This window comes from Streptomyces xanthophaeus (assembly GCF_030440515.1).
Taxonomy (GTDB): Bacteria; Actinomycetota; Actinomycetes; order Streptomycetales; family Streptomycetaceae; genus Streptomyces; species Streptomyces kutzneri.
In genome coordinates this window covers 2,401,836-2,417,190 of record NZ_CP076543.1, presented here as the reverse complement: position 1 = coordinate 2,417,190, position 15,355 = coordinate 2,401,836, and the positions used below count along the sequence as shown (strand labels likewise).

Below are 15,355 nucleotides of genomic sequence, written 5' to 3'. Positions count from 1 at the left end.
CATAAGAAGGAGACGGACCAGTGGCCGACAATGCGCGGGCGAAGAAGCTGGCGGACCTCATCCGGGAGGTGGTGGCCGAGAAGCTGCAGCGCGGAGTCAAGGACCCCCGCCTCGGTACGCACGTGACCATCACGGACACCCGGGTCACCGGCGACCTGCGGGAGGCCACGGTCTTCTACACGGTCTACGGGGACGACGAGGACCGCGCCAGCGCGGCAGCGGGCCTGGAGAGCGCCAAGGGCGTCCTGCGCTCCGCGGTCGGCCGGGCGGCGGGAACCAAGTTCACGCCCACCCTGACCTTCGTGGCGGACGCCCTCCCGGAGAACGCCAAGACCATCGAGGACCTCCTCGAAAAGGCGCGGACCTCCGACGCCCAGGTGCGCGAGGTGTCCTCCGGCGCGCAGTACGCCGGCGACGCCGACCCGTACAAGAAGCCCGGTGAGGACGCCGACGACTCCGACGAGGACGCAGCCGCGGAATGAGCACCAACGCAGGGAAGACTCCGGACGGCCTTGTCATCGTCGACAAGCCGTCCGGCTTCACTTCGCACGACGTGGTCGCCAAGATGCGCGGGATCGCCAAGACCCGCCGCGTCGGCCACGCCGGCACGCTCGACCCGATGGCGACCGGCGTGCTGGTCCTGGGCGTGGAGAAGGCCACCAAGCTCCTCGGCCACCTCGCGCTCACGGAGAAGGAGTACCTCGGCACGATCCGGCTGGGCCAGGACACCCTGACGGACGACGCCGAAGGCGAGATCACCTCCTCCACGGACGCCACCGGGGTCACCCGGGACGCCGTGGACGCGGGTATCGCCAAGCTGTCCGGCGAGATCATGCAGGTCCCGTCCAAGGTCAGCGCCATCAAGATCAAGGGCGTGCGCTCCTACAAGCGCGCCCGCGACGGCGAGGACTTCGAGATCCCGGCCCGGCCGGTGACCATCTCGTCGTTCCAGGTGTACGACATGCGCGAGGCGGAGGCCGAGGACGGCACGAAGGTCGTCGACCTCGTCGTCTCCGTCGTCTGCTCCAGCGGTACGTACATCCGCGCCCTCGCCCGCGACCTGGGCGCCGACCTCGGCGTCGGCGGGCACCTGACCGCGCTGCGCCGCACGCGGGTGGGCCCGTACAAGCTCGACAAGGCACGGACCCTGGACCAGCTCCAGGAGGAGCTGACCGTCATGCCCATCGGCGAGGCGGCCGCCGCGGCCTTCCCGCGCTGGGACCTCGACTCCCGGCGGGCGTCGCTGCTCGCCAACGGCGTGCGGATCGACATGCCGGAGCAGTACGAGGCCGGCCGCACGGTCGCGGTCTTCGGGCCGCAGGGGCAGCTGCTCGGGCTCGTCGAGAGCAAGAACGGAAAGGCGAAGTCCCTCGCGGTCTTCGTCTGACGATCGGGTGTCGACGTGGAGCGGTGAGCGCACATGGACTGCCGCTCACCGCTCCACGACCCCCCTCGGGTAGGTCTCTATCCACCCGGCCCCCTGTATTCACCCGTCCGAGCAGGCGCTCGGAGTGAATGGAGGGAGCGTAAGGGGGCGCTTTCGCCTCGCGTGCTTTTCGTGCTGATCTTCACCTGCCTACCGTCGTGAGCACGGGGTGTTGCGGGGGAGCGGTGCGGGGAGTGGTGCGGCCATGGCGGAGCTCGTCAAGATCTGCGATCCCGCAGGGCGGACGCGGGGCAGCGGATTCGTCGCCGACGACCGCGGGACGGTGGTCACCAGTCACGAGGCCGTCGACGGGCTGACCCGGATCGTGCTGCACGCGCCGGGACCCGCCGGGCGGAGCTGGCTGGCCGGGGCGGCGGACGTGACCGCCCTGCCGGGGCTCGCGCTGGCGCTGGTACGGACCGACGGGCTCGGGATGCGGCCGCTGCCGGTGGCGCTGCGCGAGGTGATCGACCCCGGGACCTACGTACGGCTGCCCGCGCGGGGATGGCGGCAGGCGCGGGTGCTGGGGGGCGCGGAGGTCAGCTACCGGGCGGCGGACCGGTCCCACGCCGTGCCCGCGGGCGTGGCCGTGGAGCTGGCGATCGGCACCGACGGCCGGGACGCGCTGCTGCTGGGCGGTGAGGCCTGCGGGGGCCCGGTCCTCGATGCCGGGACCGGAGCGGTGCTCGCGGTGGTGGGCACCGCTCTGCGGGCGGAACACCGCTCCGGAGGCTTCGCGGTGGCCCTGCGGGCGGCGGCCGACGCCGATCCGGACGGCCCGCTGGCCGCACTGCTGGAGCGCAATGCCGCCACCGTGCCCGGCCACGGCGCCGACCTGAACCTCGCCGGGGCGCTGGAACTGACCGCGACCACGCTCGGAGCCTCCTTCTCCCCGGACGAACCGGAACCCGTGGAGCGCCCGGGCATCGCCGCCGAACTGGCCGCCTTCACCACCGGGGACCGCCCCGTCCTCGGCCTCGTGGGAGACCCGGGCACGGGCCGCACCACGGCTCTCGCCGCCCTGGCCGTACGCCGCGCGCGGGGCGCCTGCCCGGCGCCGACCCTGTGGCTGCGCGGCGCGGACCTGCGCGCCACCGACACCTCCCTGGCCGACGCCGCGACCCGGGCCCTGACAGCGGCGGCCCGGATCGTCGACACGGCTTCCGCCGGGGCCGGGTGGGTGCCGCAACCTCCCCCGCACGGCGCGGACGGGTCAGGCTCCGCCGGGTCCGGGAGCTCCCCGAGCCCTGGTTCCGACGGGACCGGGTGTGTGTCGGGGCGCTCCCCGCAGGGCGCCGAACGCACTGCCGCCGCGCATTCCGACCCCTCGCCACGTTCGGCGCCCGAGGAGACGCCCCGGCGCGCGCCCGGCCCCGGCGGGACCCCGCCCGACGCCCAGCCCAGCCACCCGGCGCCCGGCCCCGGCGCAGCCGCACCGGCCGAGGGATGCAGCCGGCCGGCGCCGGGCCCCGGCGGAACGGTCCCGGCCGAGCGGCGCAGCCGACCGGCGGGGGCCGCAGCGCACCTCGCGCACGTCGTCGCCCGCGCGGGCCGCCGCCTGCTCGTCGTGCTGGACGCCCCGGAGGAGATGCCGCCGGAACTCGCCCACCGGCTCGGACCCTGGACCACCGCCACCGCCGGGTGGCTGCACTCGACCGGGGCCCGGCTGGTCGTCGCCGCCCGGCCCGAGTACTGGGAAGGAGCCGGCGCCCTCTACCCGCCCGAGGCGCTGCACACCCCGGCCCGGGCCGCCCGGCGGCTGCCGCCCGCCCTCCCGCTCGCGGACCTCGACGCCGCCGAGGCCGAGACCGCCCGGGCCCGCCTCGGCATCCCCGCCGACGCCGTACGGGAGGCCGACGCCCGGCACCCGCTCACCCTGCACCTGCTCGCCGGGATCAGGGCCGCCGAGGTCACCGCCGGCCGCCCCGGCCGCGACGAGGTCTTCGCCGCGCACCTGGACCTGCTGTGCCTGCGCACCGCCGTCCGCATCGCCGCGGCCTGCGCCGACGCCGGGGGCGCCAGGGTGCACGGGCCCGGGGTCAGGCGACTCGCGGCGCGCGTGGCCGGCCGGGTCCACGAGGCCGCGCGCCGCGTTCTGGGTCCCGGGCAGGGGCAGCTGGACCGGGCCTCCTTCGAGGAGCTGTTCCCCTGGCGCACCGGCTGGGCCTCCGCCGTGCTCACCGAAGGACTGCTGGTGCCCGCCGGGCCCGGCTACCGCTTCGCCCACGAGGAGCTGTCCGACTGGATCCAGGCCGGCCACCTGGACGTCCCGACGGCCCTCGGCCTGCTCGTCCACGGCCCCGCCGAGCCCGGGCTGCCCGTGCCCCGGCACCGGATCGGGCCCGTCCTGGAAGCCCTGCGCAGGCTGGCCCCCGACCGGCTGCGCGGCGAGCTCACCGGGCTGGTCCACCGGCTCAACCGCTTCACCGAGGAACCGGAGCGGGCCACCCCGGACCGCGCCTGGTGGGCCGCCCGGCTGCTGCGCGAGACTCTGCTCCGGGCTCCCGACGCCCGGCCCCACCTCCCCGTCCTGCACGCCCTCGCCGAGCACGTGGCCCGCGCCGGCCCGGGGGAGTTCGGCGGCTGGTTCTGGAGCCGACTCCGCCTGCCCGAGCCCGACCGCCTCGACCTGCTGCGCCGGCTGCTGCCCGCCGACCCGGCCGAGGCGGTCCCCGGCGACCGCTACCTCGACGCCGCGGCCCGCCGCCTCGCCCGTGACCCGCAGCGCGCGCAGCCGCTGCTCTGCGCCTGGTTCAGCGACGGGCGCCGGCTGCGCGGCCGCCCCGGAGCCACCGTCGCCACCGCCGCGCAGGCCCTGCTGCACACCCACCGCAGCCTCGCCGTGGACGACCTCACCGAGGCGCTCGTCACCGCCGCGCACCCGCGCGCCGACGAGCTGCTCGCCGTACTCGCCGAGGAGGAGCCCTCGGCCCTGTGCCGGGCCGTCGACCGCTGGGCGCACGACGAACGGCCCGGGCGACGGGTCGCGGCCGCCTCCTACGGGCTCGCCACCGCCCCGCACGTGCGCACCCCCGCCGACCGCGAGCTGCTGCGCCACGCCGCCCAGGCACTGCTCGCCCGCCCCGCCGACGCCACCCTGCACGGCAGCGCCCTCGCGATCCTGCTCCGCGACCCGCAGGCGCGCGGCCGCTACCTGCCCGACGCCCTCGCCTGCTTCCGCGATCCCGGGTTCGGCTCCAGGCTGCCCGCGGCGGCGCTGGTCGCGGCCCTGCCCGTACTGCCCGATCCGGACGAGGTGTTCGCCGCCCTGCGCGCCCGGGCCGACGGGGAGGTGGTGCGTGCCCTGGCCGCGCTGACCACACCGGGGCTGGCCCGGCGCGCGGCCGAGCTCGTACGGGAGCACCTCGCGCGCAGCCCCGGTGACGCGCCGCACGCCGCCTTCTTCGTGGACCGGCGGCTCGACCAGGGACCGGCCGCCGCGTCGGTGGTGCGGCCGCTGGTCCTGGACCTGCTCTTCGGCGCCCCGGCCGGAGTGCGCGCCGAGCTGGCCGTCGTCCTGGCGGCGCCCGGCGGGGCGGCCTCGTATCCGCTGCGGGGCGAGCTGGCCGACACCCTGCTGCGCGAGGAGACCGATCCGGGCGTGCTCGACGCGTTCCTCGGGGCCCTCGCGGCGAAGGCCGCCGGGCGGGCGGAGGACCGTACGCGGGAGCTGCTGCGGCGGACCGGGCGGCAGCTCCTGCGGGCCCCGGGCGGGGCGGCGGTCTTCGAACGGCGGACGGTGGAGCTGGCCCGGGCCGAACCGGTCTTCGGGGCGCTGGTGGCCCGCTGGCTCGCGACGGCGGAGGCGGAGGCGGCGGCCCTGCTCGGGCCCAGCGCCCGGCGGACGGTGGAGACCCTGAGCAGGGCGGCCGCGGATGTGACGTGACGGCAGACACGGCCGCGGACCCAGTCAGATGCCGATGCGGGGCACCGGCCACCGGCATGGCAGTCTTAGACCTGCAATCGGCAATCAGTTCAAGGACTAAACGGGTTCGGGCGAGGAGCGGTCACAGTGCAGCGCTGGCGTGGCTTGGAGGACATCCCCCAGGACTGGGGACGCAGCGTCGTCACCATCGGCTCCTACGACGGCGTGCACCGGGGACATCAGCTGATCATCGGGCGGGCCGTGGCCACGGCGCGTGAGCTCGGAGTCCCCTCCGTGGTGGTCACCTTCGACCCGCACCCGAGCGAGGTGGTCCGCCCCGGCAGCCACCCCCCGATCCTGGCCCCGTACGACCGGCGCGCCGAGCTGATGGCCGGGCTGGGCGTGGACGCGCTGCTGATCCTGCCGTTCACGGCGGAGTTCTCCCAGCTGTCCCCGGCCGACTTCATCGTGAAGGTCCTCGTCGACAAGCTGCACGCGCGCGCCGTCATCGAGGGCCCGAACTTCCGCTTCGGCCACCGGGCCGCAGGGAACGTCGACTTCCTGCGCGAGCTGGGATCCACGTACGACTACCGGGTGGACGTCGTGGACCTGGTCGAGCGGGGCGAGGCGGGCGGCGGGGTGCCGTTCTCCTCGACGCTGGCACGCAGGCTCGTCTCGGAGGGCGACATGGACGGCGCGGCCGAGATCCTGGGGCGTCCGCACCGCGTCGAGGGCGTGGTGGTGCGCGGTGCGCAGCGCGGGCGCGAGCTCGGCTACCCGACGGCGAACGTCGAGACGCAGCCGCACACCGCGATCCCGGCGGACGGGGTCTACGCGGGCTGGCTGACGGCGGACGGCGAGCGAATGCCCGCGGCGATCTCGGTGGGGACGAACGTGCAGTTCGACGCGACCGAGCGGACCGTGGAGGCGTACGCGATCGACCGCGTGGGGCTGGACCTGTACGGGATGCACGTCGCCGTCGACTTCCTCGCCTACGTGCGGGGGATGGCGAAGTTCGAGTCGCTGGACGGGCTGCTGGAAGCGATCGCGGACGATGTGAAGCGGGCGCGGGTGCTGACCGACACGTACGACATGAAGCGCTGACGAACGAAACGGAAGGGCCCGTACCACCCCGGGGGTGGTACGGGCCCTTCGCTGTGCGGCCGGTCAGCCGAGGCGCGGGTCGCGCGGGGGCTGCTGGGACTGGGGCGGCTGCTGCTGCGGGGCCTGGGGCTGCTGCCAGGGCTGTCCGGGCTGCGGGTACGGCTGTCCGTAGGGCTGGGGCTGCGGCGGCTGCTGGTACGGGGGCTGGCCCTGGGGCTGACCGTACGGCTGCGGCTGCGGCTGCGGCTGCTGGGCGGGCTGCTGCCCGTAGGGCTGCTGAGGAGCCTGGGGCTGCTGCGGCGCGCCCCAGTGCCCCTGCGGGGCCTGCTGCTGGGCCCGCAGGAAGTCCTCGGCCACGAGTGCGGAGAGGTTGAAGTACGCCTCGCGCGTCTTGGGCCGCATCATGTCGAGATCGACCTCGGCGCCGGCCGCGAGGTGCTCGTCGAACGGCACCACGACGACACCGCGGCAACGGGTCTCGAAGTGCTGCACGATGTCCTCGATCTTGATCATCTTGCTGGTCTCGCGGACCCCCGAGATGACGGTGAGGGAGCGCGAGACGAGGTCGGCGTACCCGTGCGCGGAGAGCCAGTCGAGGGTGGTGCTGGCGCTGCTGGCACCGTCCACGGACGGGGTCGAGATGATGATCAGCTGATCGGCCAGGTCCAGGACGCCGCGCATGGCGGAGTAGAGGAGGCCGGTGCCCGAGTCGGTGAGGATGATCGGGTACTGGCGGCCCAGCGTCTCGATGACGCGGCGGTAGTCCTCGTCGTTGAAGGTCGTGGAGACGGCAGGGTCCACGTCGTTGGCGATGATCTCCAGACCGGAGGGCGCCTGCGAGGTGAACCGGCGGATGTCCATGTACGAGTTCAGGTACGGGATCGCCTGGACCAGGTCCCGGATGGTGGCACCGGTCTCGCGGCGGACCCGGCGGCCGAGGGTACCGGCGTCGGGGTTCGCGTCGATGGCCAGGATCTTGTCCTGGCGCTCGGTGGCGAGGGTGGCGCCGAGGGCGGTGGTGGTCGTGGTCTTGCCCACGCCGCCCTTGAGGCTGATGACGGCGATGCGGTAGCAGGACATGACCGGGGTGCGGATCAGCTCCAGCTTGCGCTGGCGCTCCGCTTCGGCCGCCTTGCCGCCGAAGCGGAACCGGCCGCCGACGCCGCTGTTGTTCTTGGGCTTCTGCTTGTTGCGCAGCAGGCGGTCGGACGACAGCTCGACGGCGGCGGTGTAGCCCAGCGGCGCCCCGCCGCCGGTCTGGCCGGCCGAGTAGCGCGGGTCGTGCGGCTGGTGCTGCGGCTGGTGCTGCGGGGGCTGCTGCTGCCCGGGCCCGGCCGACCACTGTCCGGCCGTGCGCGGATCGTAGTGCTGGGGCTGCTGGGGCTGCTGGGGCTGCTGGGGCTGCGGCGGCGCGGGAGCCGGCGGCGGGAACGGGTAGGCGTCCGGGGTCCCGAACGCGGGCGGCGGCGAAGGCAGTTCGTCGACGGGTCCCCCGAACGGGTTCTCCACGACGGCCGGCGGCGCGTCCGCGGGGCCGACCGGCGCAGGCGCAGGCGCCGGCGCCGCTGCGGGCTGCTCGGCGGACGGCAGTACGGGCGTCCCCTCGGCGGGAGTGTCCTGCGGTCCGGCCCAGGGCGCGGGCGGAACCTCCGCCACCGGTTCGGCGACCGGTTCCGCGACGGGGACCGACGGCAGGGCCGGGTACGGCGTGACCACGTCGACGGGCGGCAGGGCCGGGAACGGCGTCACGACGGGAGCCGGCTCCGGAACGACCGCCTCGGCCGCGGGCGCGGGTACGGGCACGTCGGCGACCGGGGCCGGCGCTTCGTCCGCCGACGGGGCCTCCTCGACCGGAGCCGGAGCCGGAGCCGGAGTCTCGACCGGAACCGGGACCGGAGCAGGGGTCTCGACCGGAGCCGGAGCCGGAGCAGGGGTCTCGATCGGGGCAGGAACCGGAGCCGGGGTCGCGTACGGCAGGGCCGGCTCGACGGGAGCCGGCGCCGCGGGCTCGACCGGTGCCGGGGCGGGCACCGGGGACGATGCGGGAACCTCGGCCGGTGCCGGTGCCGGTGCCGGTGCCGGTGCCGGTGCCGGGGTCGAGTACGGCAGTGCCGGGGCCTGGTACACCGGGGTCGGGTCGGCCGGGGCCGCGGGAGCGGGCGGGAACGGAACCGGCAGGCCGGCGCCGTCGGACGGCGTCCGCGGAGCCGGCGGAGCGATCCGCATCGTCGAGGGTGATTCCGGCTCCGGCGGGCGGTGGGGCTCGAAGCCGCTGCCCTCGGGGAGTCCCGGTACCTGCGCGGCCGGGGCCCCGCCCTGCATGTACCAGGCGGGCGGGGTGTAGTCGATGGTGAACTCGCCCGTCATCTCGGGCTCCGCGTCGGACTGATCGTCCGTCGGGACGTCCCACGTCCCGCCGCGCCTCTCGTTCCGATCGCCGCTCACTGGTCCTCCTGGTCTGTCGAACACCGGTCCGGCGCCCACCTCGCCGCGCCCGGACCCACCCTAATCGCGCCCCGACACCACTGTCCGCCCCCCTCGGGGAGCCGGGTCAGTCGATGCGCCGGGCCCCGCCCAGCAGGCCCGTCTCCGCGTCCGTCCCCTGGGTCATCACGAACTGCCGGTCCCGCGGAGTGCACCACAGGGTCACCCCGTCGCCCAGCGTCGGCAGGGAGTCCACCGCCTGCCTCGGGAGCCGCATCAGGCGGCCTATCTGCTCCGCCTCGTCCGGGGACACCCGCTGCACCCCCACCAGCGACGACTGCTGGAGCAGGCGCGGCGCCGTCGGGCTCAGGTACGGCAGCAGGGTCAGCACCGACTGCCACGGCCCGGCCACCACACGCCCGCGCGGCGGCCGCATCCCGCAGTCGCGGATCACCAGCACCGGGCTGCCCGCCGAGGCGCCCTGCGGCGGTATCCGGCCCACCTCGTGCAGGGTCACGCACTGCTGCCCGCCGCCCGCCGCCTGGGCCAGCCCCGACCACACCTGCCCGCGCCCGGTCTCCACCGCCACGCGCGCGCCCGTGGCCGCCGCGCGCAGCGCCAGCACCTGCGCCGTCCACAGGCCGCCGATCAGCGTCACCTCGTACGGCGTCGGCCGGTTGATGCCGAGCACCGCAGACCGGCCCTCGGCGTCCACACCGATGACGACCCCGTCGTCCCCGACGGGCAGTGCCAGCAGGTCCAGGTCCGCCGCGGGCACCACGTGCCGCTCCCGGCGCGGGCCGATCAGCCCGAATCCGCCTCTCATCGCGTCCCTCCCAGCGGCAGCGAAGCCAGCAGCCCCGGCACCTGTTCACGGTCGAGCCGCACCAGCCCGGTCTTCACGCCCCGCGCCGTCCTCTCCAACTCCCGGCGTGCCGCGATCAGTTCCTCGTCGCTGCGCCCCGTCACCCGTACGTGTCCGCTCAACGTGACGCCCTGTCGCTCCGCCGGGGCCATCGTCAGGCTGAAGTTCGTCGCGAGCGCGGGCAGCGAGGTGAGGAGTGCCACGAACTGCGGCAGCGCCGCCGCACCGGCGCCGCCCAGCTGCGGCCAGCGGCCTATCCAGTACGTCGTGTGCCGCCGGTCGTCGCAGCGCCAGGTGCGCGAGGTCTCCTCGGTCCGCCGCCCGGTGCTGTTCGACCGCCCGGCCTGGGTGATGGCCATCGGGTTCGCGCACGAGGAGGTGGCCAGCGCCGCCGTCAGCTCCTGCTCGGTCAGCACCGTGGCCGTGAACCCGGCCCCGGCCAACCGGCTCGCGAGCTGGTCCGCCGCACGCACCAGGCAGCGCTGCGCACCGGCCAGTCCGCCGCCGCGCGCGGTGACGGCCTCCGGGCACAGCTCCGGGTCGAGCTTGAGGGCGATCCACGTCAGCCGGACCGCCGGGGTGCCCGTCCGGGCCTGAAGCGGTGCGTAGTTGCGGGTCGCCATCGACTGCGCGGGCAGGTGCGGGGCCGGCGCCGGCTGGGTGTGCTGCACGAGCTGCGCGGACTCCAGCCGGATGCCGTCCACTTCGAGGATGTCCCGTACGACGGCGAGCGGCAGCGGCCGCGCCGCCCGGTCGGGCCGCAGCGCGGTGGCGTCCGTGTCCACCTGGACGACCGCGGTCAGGAAGGTCCCGTCACCGATCATCCCGACCGGACGCCGGTCACGGTCGCTGAAGGTGAGGGTGCGCAGCGCCGGATCGGCCTCGACCAGCGGGGCGAGCCCCGGCTCCGTGCCCACGGGCACGGTGAAGGAGGCGGCCCGGCGCCGGCGGGAACGCAGCGCGAGCGCGCCGCCGATCCACTCCGGCAGGGAGCGCTGGTGGCGGCGTACGACCGCGAGCACCACCAGGACGAGCGCCAGGACACCGGTGGGAACCAGCAGCAGCGGTTCGACCACCCAGGCCACCAGCAAGGCGGCTGCAGCGACTTGGAGGAGCACGAGCTGTTGCAGTCGGAACGGACCGAAGCGGCCGGGGCTCGACTTCGGATGCGGCGTCACCCCGGCGCGTGCCGGTGCGGGCGCGCCGGTCTGCTGCTCCGTCGCGGTGGCCATCACTCGCGCACTTCCCCTCTCCGGGGCCAGACCCCATGAGTCCCGGTGCTGCGCGACACCTGCCGCACGATCCCGGAATCTCCCCAATCCACCCCAACAAGCCCTGATCGACCCGGTGCGGAAGGGGCTGGGCGGCAGCCTCACCCTACCCGGCCCCGTCATACCGTCCGTCAAGAGGCATAGTAGGTGCCCGGTCCGACAATCGAGGCCCGGGGACCGTACTCACCGGCCGGGCCGTGCGGGGAGATACAGGCGGTCATGGCATCACGACGTGATGAGCTCAACGCGTACACCTTTGCGAAGCGGCGCACGGTGGCCGCGTTCCTCCAGCCATCCGCCACGGGTACCGAGGAAGGCGCGCCGCGCCCGCTGCGCGCGGTCCTTCCCGGGCTGATCGTCGGCGCGCTCGTGCTCGCCGGATTCGGCGCCTGGGGCATGTTCAAGCCGACGGCCCCCAAGGGCTGGGCGGAGCCGGGGACCAGTGTCATCGTCGGCAAGGACTCGACGACCCGGTACGTGGTCCTGACGACGAAGGTGGGAGGCAAGGACCAAACCCGGCTGCATCCGGTGCTGAACCTCGCCTCGGCCCGACTCCTTCTGGATCCGGCGAAGTTCAAGGTGATCCAGGTCCAGGACAAGGTCCTGGACGCGGGCAACCCGCCGCGCGGCCCCATCATCGGCATTCCGTACGCCCCCGACCGGCTCCCCTCCAAGGAGGACGCGGGCAAGGCCAAGCGCTGGGCCGTCTGCCAGCAGCCGGGCGGCAACGGCCGGGGCGTGCAGACCGCCACCTTCGTGCTCGCCGACCGCGAGGCGGTCAAGACGGACGACGCCCGCAGGCTCACCGACACCCAGTCGCTGTACGTGCAGAGCACGGCCGCGGGCCAGGAGCGCTACCTGGTCGACGCGGCCGGGACGAAGTACAAGTTCCCGGAGGGCACCCCGGCGGCCGGGACGATGACCAACGCGCTCGTCGGCACCGGCGCCACCCCGCAGCAGGTCAGCCCGGAATGGCTGGGGACCCTCAACGCGGGCGACGACCTGTCCTTCCCGCCGCTGCCCGGCAAGGCCGGTGCCGACGCCGGGGTGAAGGGTCTGGGCACCGCCGACAACAAGGTCGGGATGGTCCTCAAGGCCCAGACCGGCGCCGGCGCACAGCACTACGTGGTGCTGCCCGGCAAGGTCGCACCGGTCTCCGACTTCGTCGCCTGGCTGCTGATCTCGGCTCCCGCGACCGACGGCCTCAACATGCACGGCAAGCCCCGGGAGGTCGACCTCCAGTCGATCAACCCGGACGCCGCCCCCTTCGCCGCCGACGTCAAGTGGCCGCAGAAGAAGACCGAACGGATCAACCAGACGACGCCGCCCGCCGGCGCCCAGTCCGGCGGGGACAACAACCGCGACACGGTCTGCAGCGTCCTGCGTTCGGTCGACGCCCAGGGCAACCAGACCCTGAGCACGTGGGCCGGCACCGGCTTCCCGATCGACATCACCGCCAGCGGCACCAGCGCGTACGTCACCCCCGGCTCGGGTCTGCTGTACACCCAGGTCCAGGGCAAGCAGACCACGGCCGGCGGCTCCCTCTTCCTGGTCACCGACACCGGCCTGCGGTACGCCGTCCAGGCCAACGGCGACAGCGACGCCGAGCAGTCGAAGATCGGCGCCCCCGACCAGTCGAAGGCCGCCACGGACGGCCGCCCCGAGGCCAGCCAGGCACAGGTCCGGCTCGGCTACGGCGGCGTCAACCCGGCCATGGTGCCCATCGCCTGGTCGGAGTTCCTCTCCAAGGGGCCGCGCCTGGACACCAACTCCGCCCGTCAGCCCCAGGGTTCGTGAGGAAGCCGACGATGACCCGGACCCACGCGCCCCGGCGGACCCTCCTGGCCGCCGCGTTCGCCCTCACCCTTGCCTCGGGCACCACGGGCACGGCCGCCGTCGCGGCCGCGGCCGCCGCGCCGCAGCCCCCGTACGTCCTGAGCCTCGACGGCGCGGGGGAGTGCACCTTCCCGATGAAGAAGCAGATCGAGGACCGGCCCTGGGCCCTCCAGCGGCTGCTGCTCGACGAGCTCTGGGCGCAGACCAAGGGCAAGGACAAGAGCGGCAACAGCGTCCGCGTCGCGGTCATCGACACCGGCGTGGACCGGGCGAACCCGCAGCTCAGCGCGGCCATCGACACGGGAGCCGGCAAGGACTTCGTCGACCCCAAGGGCGGCGACGGCACGGTCGACACCGTCGGCCACGGCACCAAGGTCGCCGGGCTGATCGCGGCCCGCCCCCAGCAGGGCACCGGCTTCGTCGGCCTGGCCCCGGACTCCACGATCATCCCGATCCGGCAGAACGACGGTCAGGGCAAGGGCAACGCCGCGAACCTGAGCCAGGCCATCGACCACGCGGTGGCCAAGGGCGCCCAAGTGATCAACATCTCCCAGGACACCGACGCGCAGCTGTCCGCCGACTCCGATCTCGGCAAGTCGGTCCAGAAGGCCATAGCCGCCAACGTCGTGGTGGTGGCCTCGGCGGGCAACGACGGCATGAGCGGCCAGAAGCGCAAGACCTACCCGGCGGCCTTCCCCGGCGTGCTCGCCGTGGGGGCCTCGGACCGCAACAACGAGCGGGCCGGGTTCTCCCAGCCCGGCGACTTCATCGGGGTGGCGGCGCCCGGCGTCGACATGGTCTCCACCGTCCCCGGCTTCGGCCAGTGCATCGACAACGGCACCAGCTTCTCCGCGCCGTACGTCGCCGGCGTCGCCGCCCTGCTGCGCGCCAAGCATGCGGACTGGTCCGCGCAGCAGATCGTCTGGCAGATCCAGAACACCGCCGAACGCGCGGTCAACGGCCGTGACGACTACGTGGGTTGGGGCGTCATCGACCCGGTGCGCGCGCTCTCCCACGACCAGCAGGCCCCCAAGGCCCCGGTCCCCGACCCCGGCCCGCCCCCGGCGGCCGCCCCGGAGGCGGCGCCGCTGCGACTCACGGAGACGGCCCAGGAGCGCCAGGAGCGGTACGGCACGTACGCTCTCGGCATCGGGGCGATCCTGATCGCCGTCATCGCCGGAACGGCGACGGTCGTCCGCGACGCCCGTCGCCGCAAGCGCCGTTTGCAGTGAACGGTCACAGTTCATCTACGGAAGCGCCCCACCGGTGTTGGGGCTGTCAGATGATCTGGCTAGAGTGGCACCAGGCTTCACGAGTGTGATCGGGGGATCGCGTGGAGCGGAGGGGGACGCCCGAGGGCGCGTGGCTCGAAGCCGCGCCGGGTCTGTGTCCGCTCCGCTGCGCAATCCGCCGGTTCTGCCGGCGAATTGAGAAATGAGGAGCTTCGATGAGCACGAACACCTTCGGACTTGCAGACGATCCGGTCATCAAGGCGAAGACCAAGATCGAACAGACGGGAACCGCCGTCTCCAAGCAGGCCCGCGAGCTGGCCGACATCCTCGAAACCGTGAGCGCCGGCTGGACCGGTGTCGGTGCCGAGGGGTTCAAGCGGGCCCAGGTGATGCTGAACCAGGACCACGACGAGATCCGTCGTCTGCTCCGCGTCCTGCACCACGCGGTGTCCGAGACCAAGAACCTGACCAACGCCCAGGACGACGAGGTGCAGGCGGCGTTCCGGCAGGGGATCCAGTCCATCTCGGGCCTCAACAGCATCTGACCCACGTCGTTTTCAGGTAACGCGCTCAGCGAGAAGGAGAAGCACATGGCTGCCGACGACGGCCACACAAAGGTCCGGTATGACAGCGTCCAGCTGATGGCCAACCGCATCCGCCAGGTCTCGAAGAACATCATCGACGACCTGGAAGCGATGGAGCGGGCGGTAAAGGTCGTCACGGACACCTGGGACGGCGACGCGCACGCCCAGTACGTCGATCTCCAGGGCAAGTACCGCACCAAGGCCGACCACATCAAGGACATGCTGGAGAAGGTCGCCCAGCTCGTCGAGCGCGGCAAGGACGACTACCGCGCCACCGACAAGAAGGCCTCGCAGCTGTTCACCGAGGCCTTCTGAGCCCGGTCGCCGACAGGTCCGCACACGCCGAAGGGGCGCGCCCGCACCGGGCGCGCCCCTTCGGCATGGTCCTGCGGTTCCCTCAGGGACGGTGCCGGTCGAGGTCGAACTCCCCGTCCCTGGCCCCCAGTACGAAGGCCTCCCACTCGGCGGCCGTGTAGCGCAGCACCGTGTCCCGGTCCAGCGAGGACCGCATGGCCACCGCCCCCTCGGGAAGCCGGGCGATCTCGACCCGCTCCTCGTCCGGGCTGGTCCCGGGCGGCCCCTCCCACTCCACGCCGCTGATGTCGAGCGCGTACAGCTCGTCCTTCTCCTGCTGGGTGCCCATGGGCGGCCTCTCCCTCGGTGGCGCGTGTTCACCGCCGATTATCGGTGCTGCGCCACCGACCGGGAGAGGTTTCCACCCGATCCTTCCCGGTCGCCGGCCCCTGAC

At 74.0% G+C, this 15,355-nt stretch carries 12 protein-coding genes; 8 read left to right on the top strand and 4 right to left on the bottom strand.

What is annotated here, in order from left to right; translation table 11 throughout:
- Positions 1–20 precede the first annotated feature (20 nt).
- The 4 genes from rbfA (at position 21) to KO717_RS10105 (ending at position 6,395) form a co-directional block, all read left to right on the top strand.
- Positions 21–482, top strand: coding sequence for a 30S ribosome-binding factor RbfA (gene rbfA, locus KO717_RS10120; RefSeq protein WP_030708679.1), 462 nt, complete (start codon positions 21–23; stop codon positions 480–482).
- Positions 479–1,387: a tRNA pseudouridine(55) synthase TruB gene (gene truB / locus KO717_RS10115; RefSeq protein WP_301366085.1), complete on the top strand. Its 909-nt coding sequence runs from the start codon at positions 479–481 to the stop codon at positions 1,385–1,387. Before rbfA ends, truB begins: the two co-directional genes overlap by 4 nt.
- 244 nt (positions 1,388–1,631) lie before the next feature.
- Positions 1,632–5,312 (top strand): serine protease, encoded by a 3,681-nt coding sequence (locus tag KO717_RS10110; protein WP_301366083.1) that lies wholly within the window; start codon positions 1,632–1,634, stop codon positions 5,310–5,312.
- Between the two features lie 126 nt (positions 5,313–5,438).
- Positions 5,439–6,395, top strand: coding sequence for a bifunctional riboflavin kinase/FAD synthetase (locus KO717_RS10105; RefSeq protein WP_301366081.1), 957 nt, complete (start codon positions 5,439–5,441; stop codon positions 6,393–6,395).
- Positions 6,396–6,458: 63 nt separating this feature from the next.
- Here the strand turns inward: KO717_RS10105 and KO717_RS10100 are convergent, their stop codons facing one another.
- The 3 genes from KO717_RS10100 to eccE all read right to left on the bottom strand — a co-directional run bounded on the left by KO717_RS10100 (position 6,459) and on the right by eccE (position 10,916).
- Entirely contained in the window at positions 6,459–8,840 is a 2,382-nt protein-coding gene (locus KO717_RS10100) for an SCO5717 family growth-regulating ATPase (protein WP_301366079.1), read from the bottom strand.
- A 106-nt stretch (positions 8,841–8,946) separates the two neighbouring features.
- Positions 8,947–9,645 carry a hypothetical protein gene (locus KO717_RS10095; protein WP_301366078.1) on the bottom strand — a complete coding sequence of 233 codons (699 nt, stop codon included), beginning with the start codon at positions 9,643–9,645 and terminating at the stop codon, positions 8,947–8,949.
- Complete coding sequence (gene eccE / locus KO717_RS10090; RefSeq protein WP_301366076.1) at positions 9,642–10,916, bottom strand: type VII secretion protein EccE; 1,275 nt, start codon at positions 10,914–10,916, stop codon at positions 9,642–9,644. Before eccE ends, KO717_RS10095 begins: the two co-directional genes overlap by 4 nt.
- A 258-nt stretch (positions 10,917–11,174) precedes the next feature.
- Here eccE and eccB point away from each other — a divergent pair, with 258 nt between their 5' ends.
- The 4 genes from eccB to KO717_RS10070 all read left to right on the top strand — a co-directional run bounded on the left by eccB (position 11,175) and on the right by KO717_RS10070 (position 14,922).
- A complete protein-coding gene (eccB, locus tag KO717_RS10085; protein ID WP_301366075.1) occupies positions 11,175–12,752 on the top strand; it encodes a type VII secretion protein EccB in 1,578 nt (525 codons plus the stop codon).
- 11 nt (positions 12,753–12,763) lie between these two features.
- Positions 12,764–14,023 carry a type VII secretion-associated serine protease mycosin gene (gene mycP / locus KO717_RS10080; protein ID WP_301366073.1) on the top strand — a complete coding sequence of 420 codons (1,260 nt, stop codon included), beginning with the start codon at positions 12,764–12,766 and terminating at the stop codon, positions 14,021–14,023.
- 215 nt (positions 14,024–14,238) lie between these two features.
- On the top strand, positions 14,239–14,568 hold the full coding sequence (locus KO717_RS10075) for a hypothetical protein (protein ID WP_030718712.1): 330 nt from the start codon (positions 14,239–14,241) through the stop codon (positions 14,566–14,568).
- A 45-nt stretch (positions 14,569–14,613) separates the two neighbouring features.
- The gene (locus KO717_RS10070; protein ID WP_189745735.1) at positions 14,614–14,922 is read left to right on the top strand and encodes a WXG100 family type VII secretion target; all 309 of its coding nucleotides are present in this window, start codon (positions 14,614–14,616) and stop codon (positions 14,920–14,922) included.
- A gap of 82 nt (positions 14,923–15,004) precedes the next feature.
- On the opposite strand, the gene KO717_RS10065 is transcribed toward KO717_RS10070, so the two are convergent.
- On the bottom strand, positions 15,005–15,250 hold the full coding sequence (locus tag KO717_RS10065; RefSeq protein ID WP_030708695.1) for a DUF397 domain-containing protein: 246 nt from the start codon (positions 15,248–15,250) through the stop codon (positions 15,005–15,007).
- Positions 15,251–15,355: the final 105 nt, after the last annotated feature.

Excerpts from the sequence above, each read along its gene's own strand:
- truB (WP_301366085.1), top strand. The coding sequence starts at position 479 with ATGAGCACCAACGCAGGGAAGACTCCGGACGGCCTTGTCATCGTCGAC.
- KO717_RS10110 (WP_301366083.1), top strand. The coding sequence starts at position 1,632 with ATGGCGGAGCTCGTCAAGATCTGCGATCCCGCAGGGCGGACGCGGGGC.
- KO717_RS10095 (WP_301366078.1), bottom strand. The coding sequence starts at position 9,645 with ATGAGAGGCGGATTCGGGCTGATCGGCCCGCGCCGGGAGCGGCACGTG.
- eccE (WP_301366076.1), bottom strand. The coding sequence starts at position 10,916 with ATGGCCACCGCGACGGAGCAGCAGACCGGCGCGCCCGCACCGGCACGC.
- eccB (WP_301366075.1), top strand. The coding sequence starts at position 11,175 with ATGGCATCACGACGTGATGAGCTCAACGCGTACACCTTTGCGAAGCGG.
- mycP (WP_301366073.1), top strand. The coding sequence starts at position 12,764 with ATGACCCGGACCCACGCGCCCCGGCGGACCCTCCTGGCCGCCGCGTTC.
- KO717_RS10075 (WP_030718712.1), top strand. The coding sequence starts at position 14,239 with ATGAGCACGAACACCTTCGGACTTGCAGACGATCCGGTCATCAAGGCG.
- KO717_RS10070 (WP_189745735.1), top strand. The coding sequence starts at position 14,614 with ATGGCTGCCGACGACGGCCACACAAAGGTCCGGTATGACAGCGTCCAG.
- KO717_RS10065 (WP_030708695.1), bottom strand. The coding sequence starts at position 15,250 with ATGGGCACCCAGCAGGAGAAGGACGAGCTGTACGCGCTCGACATCAGC.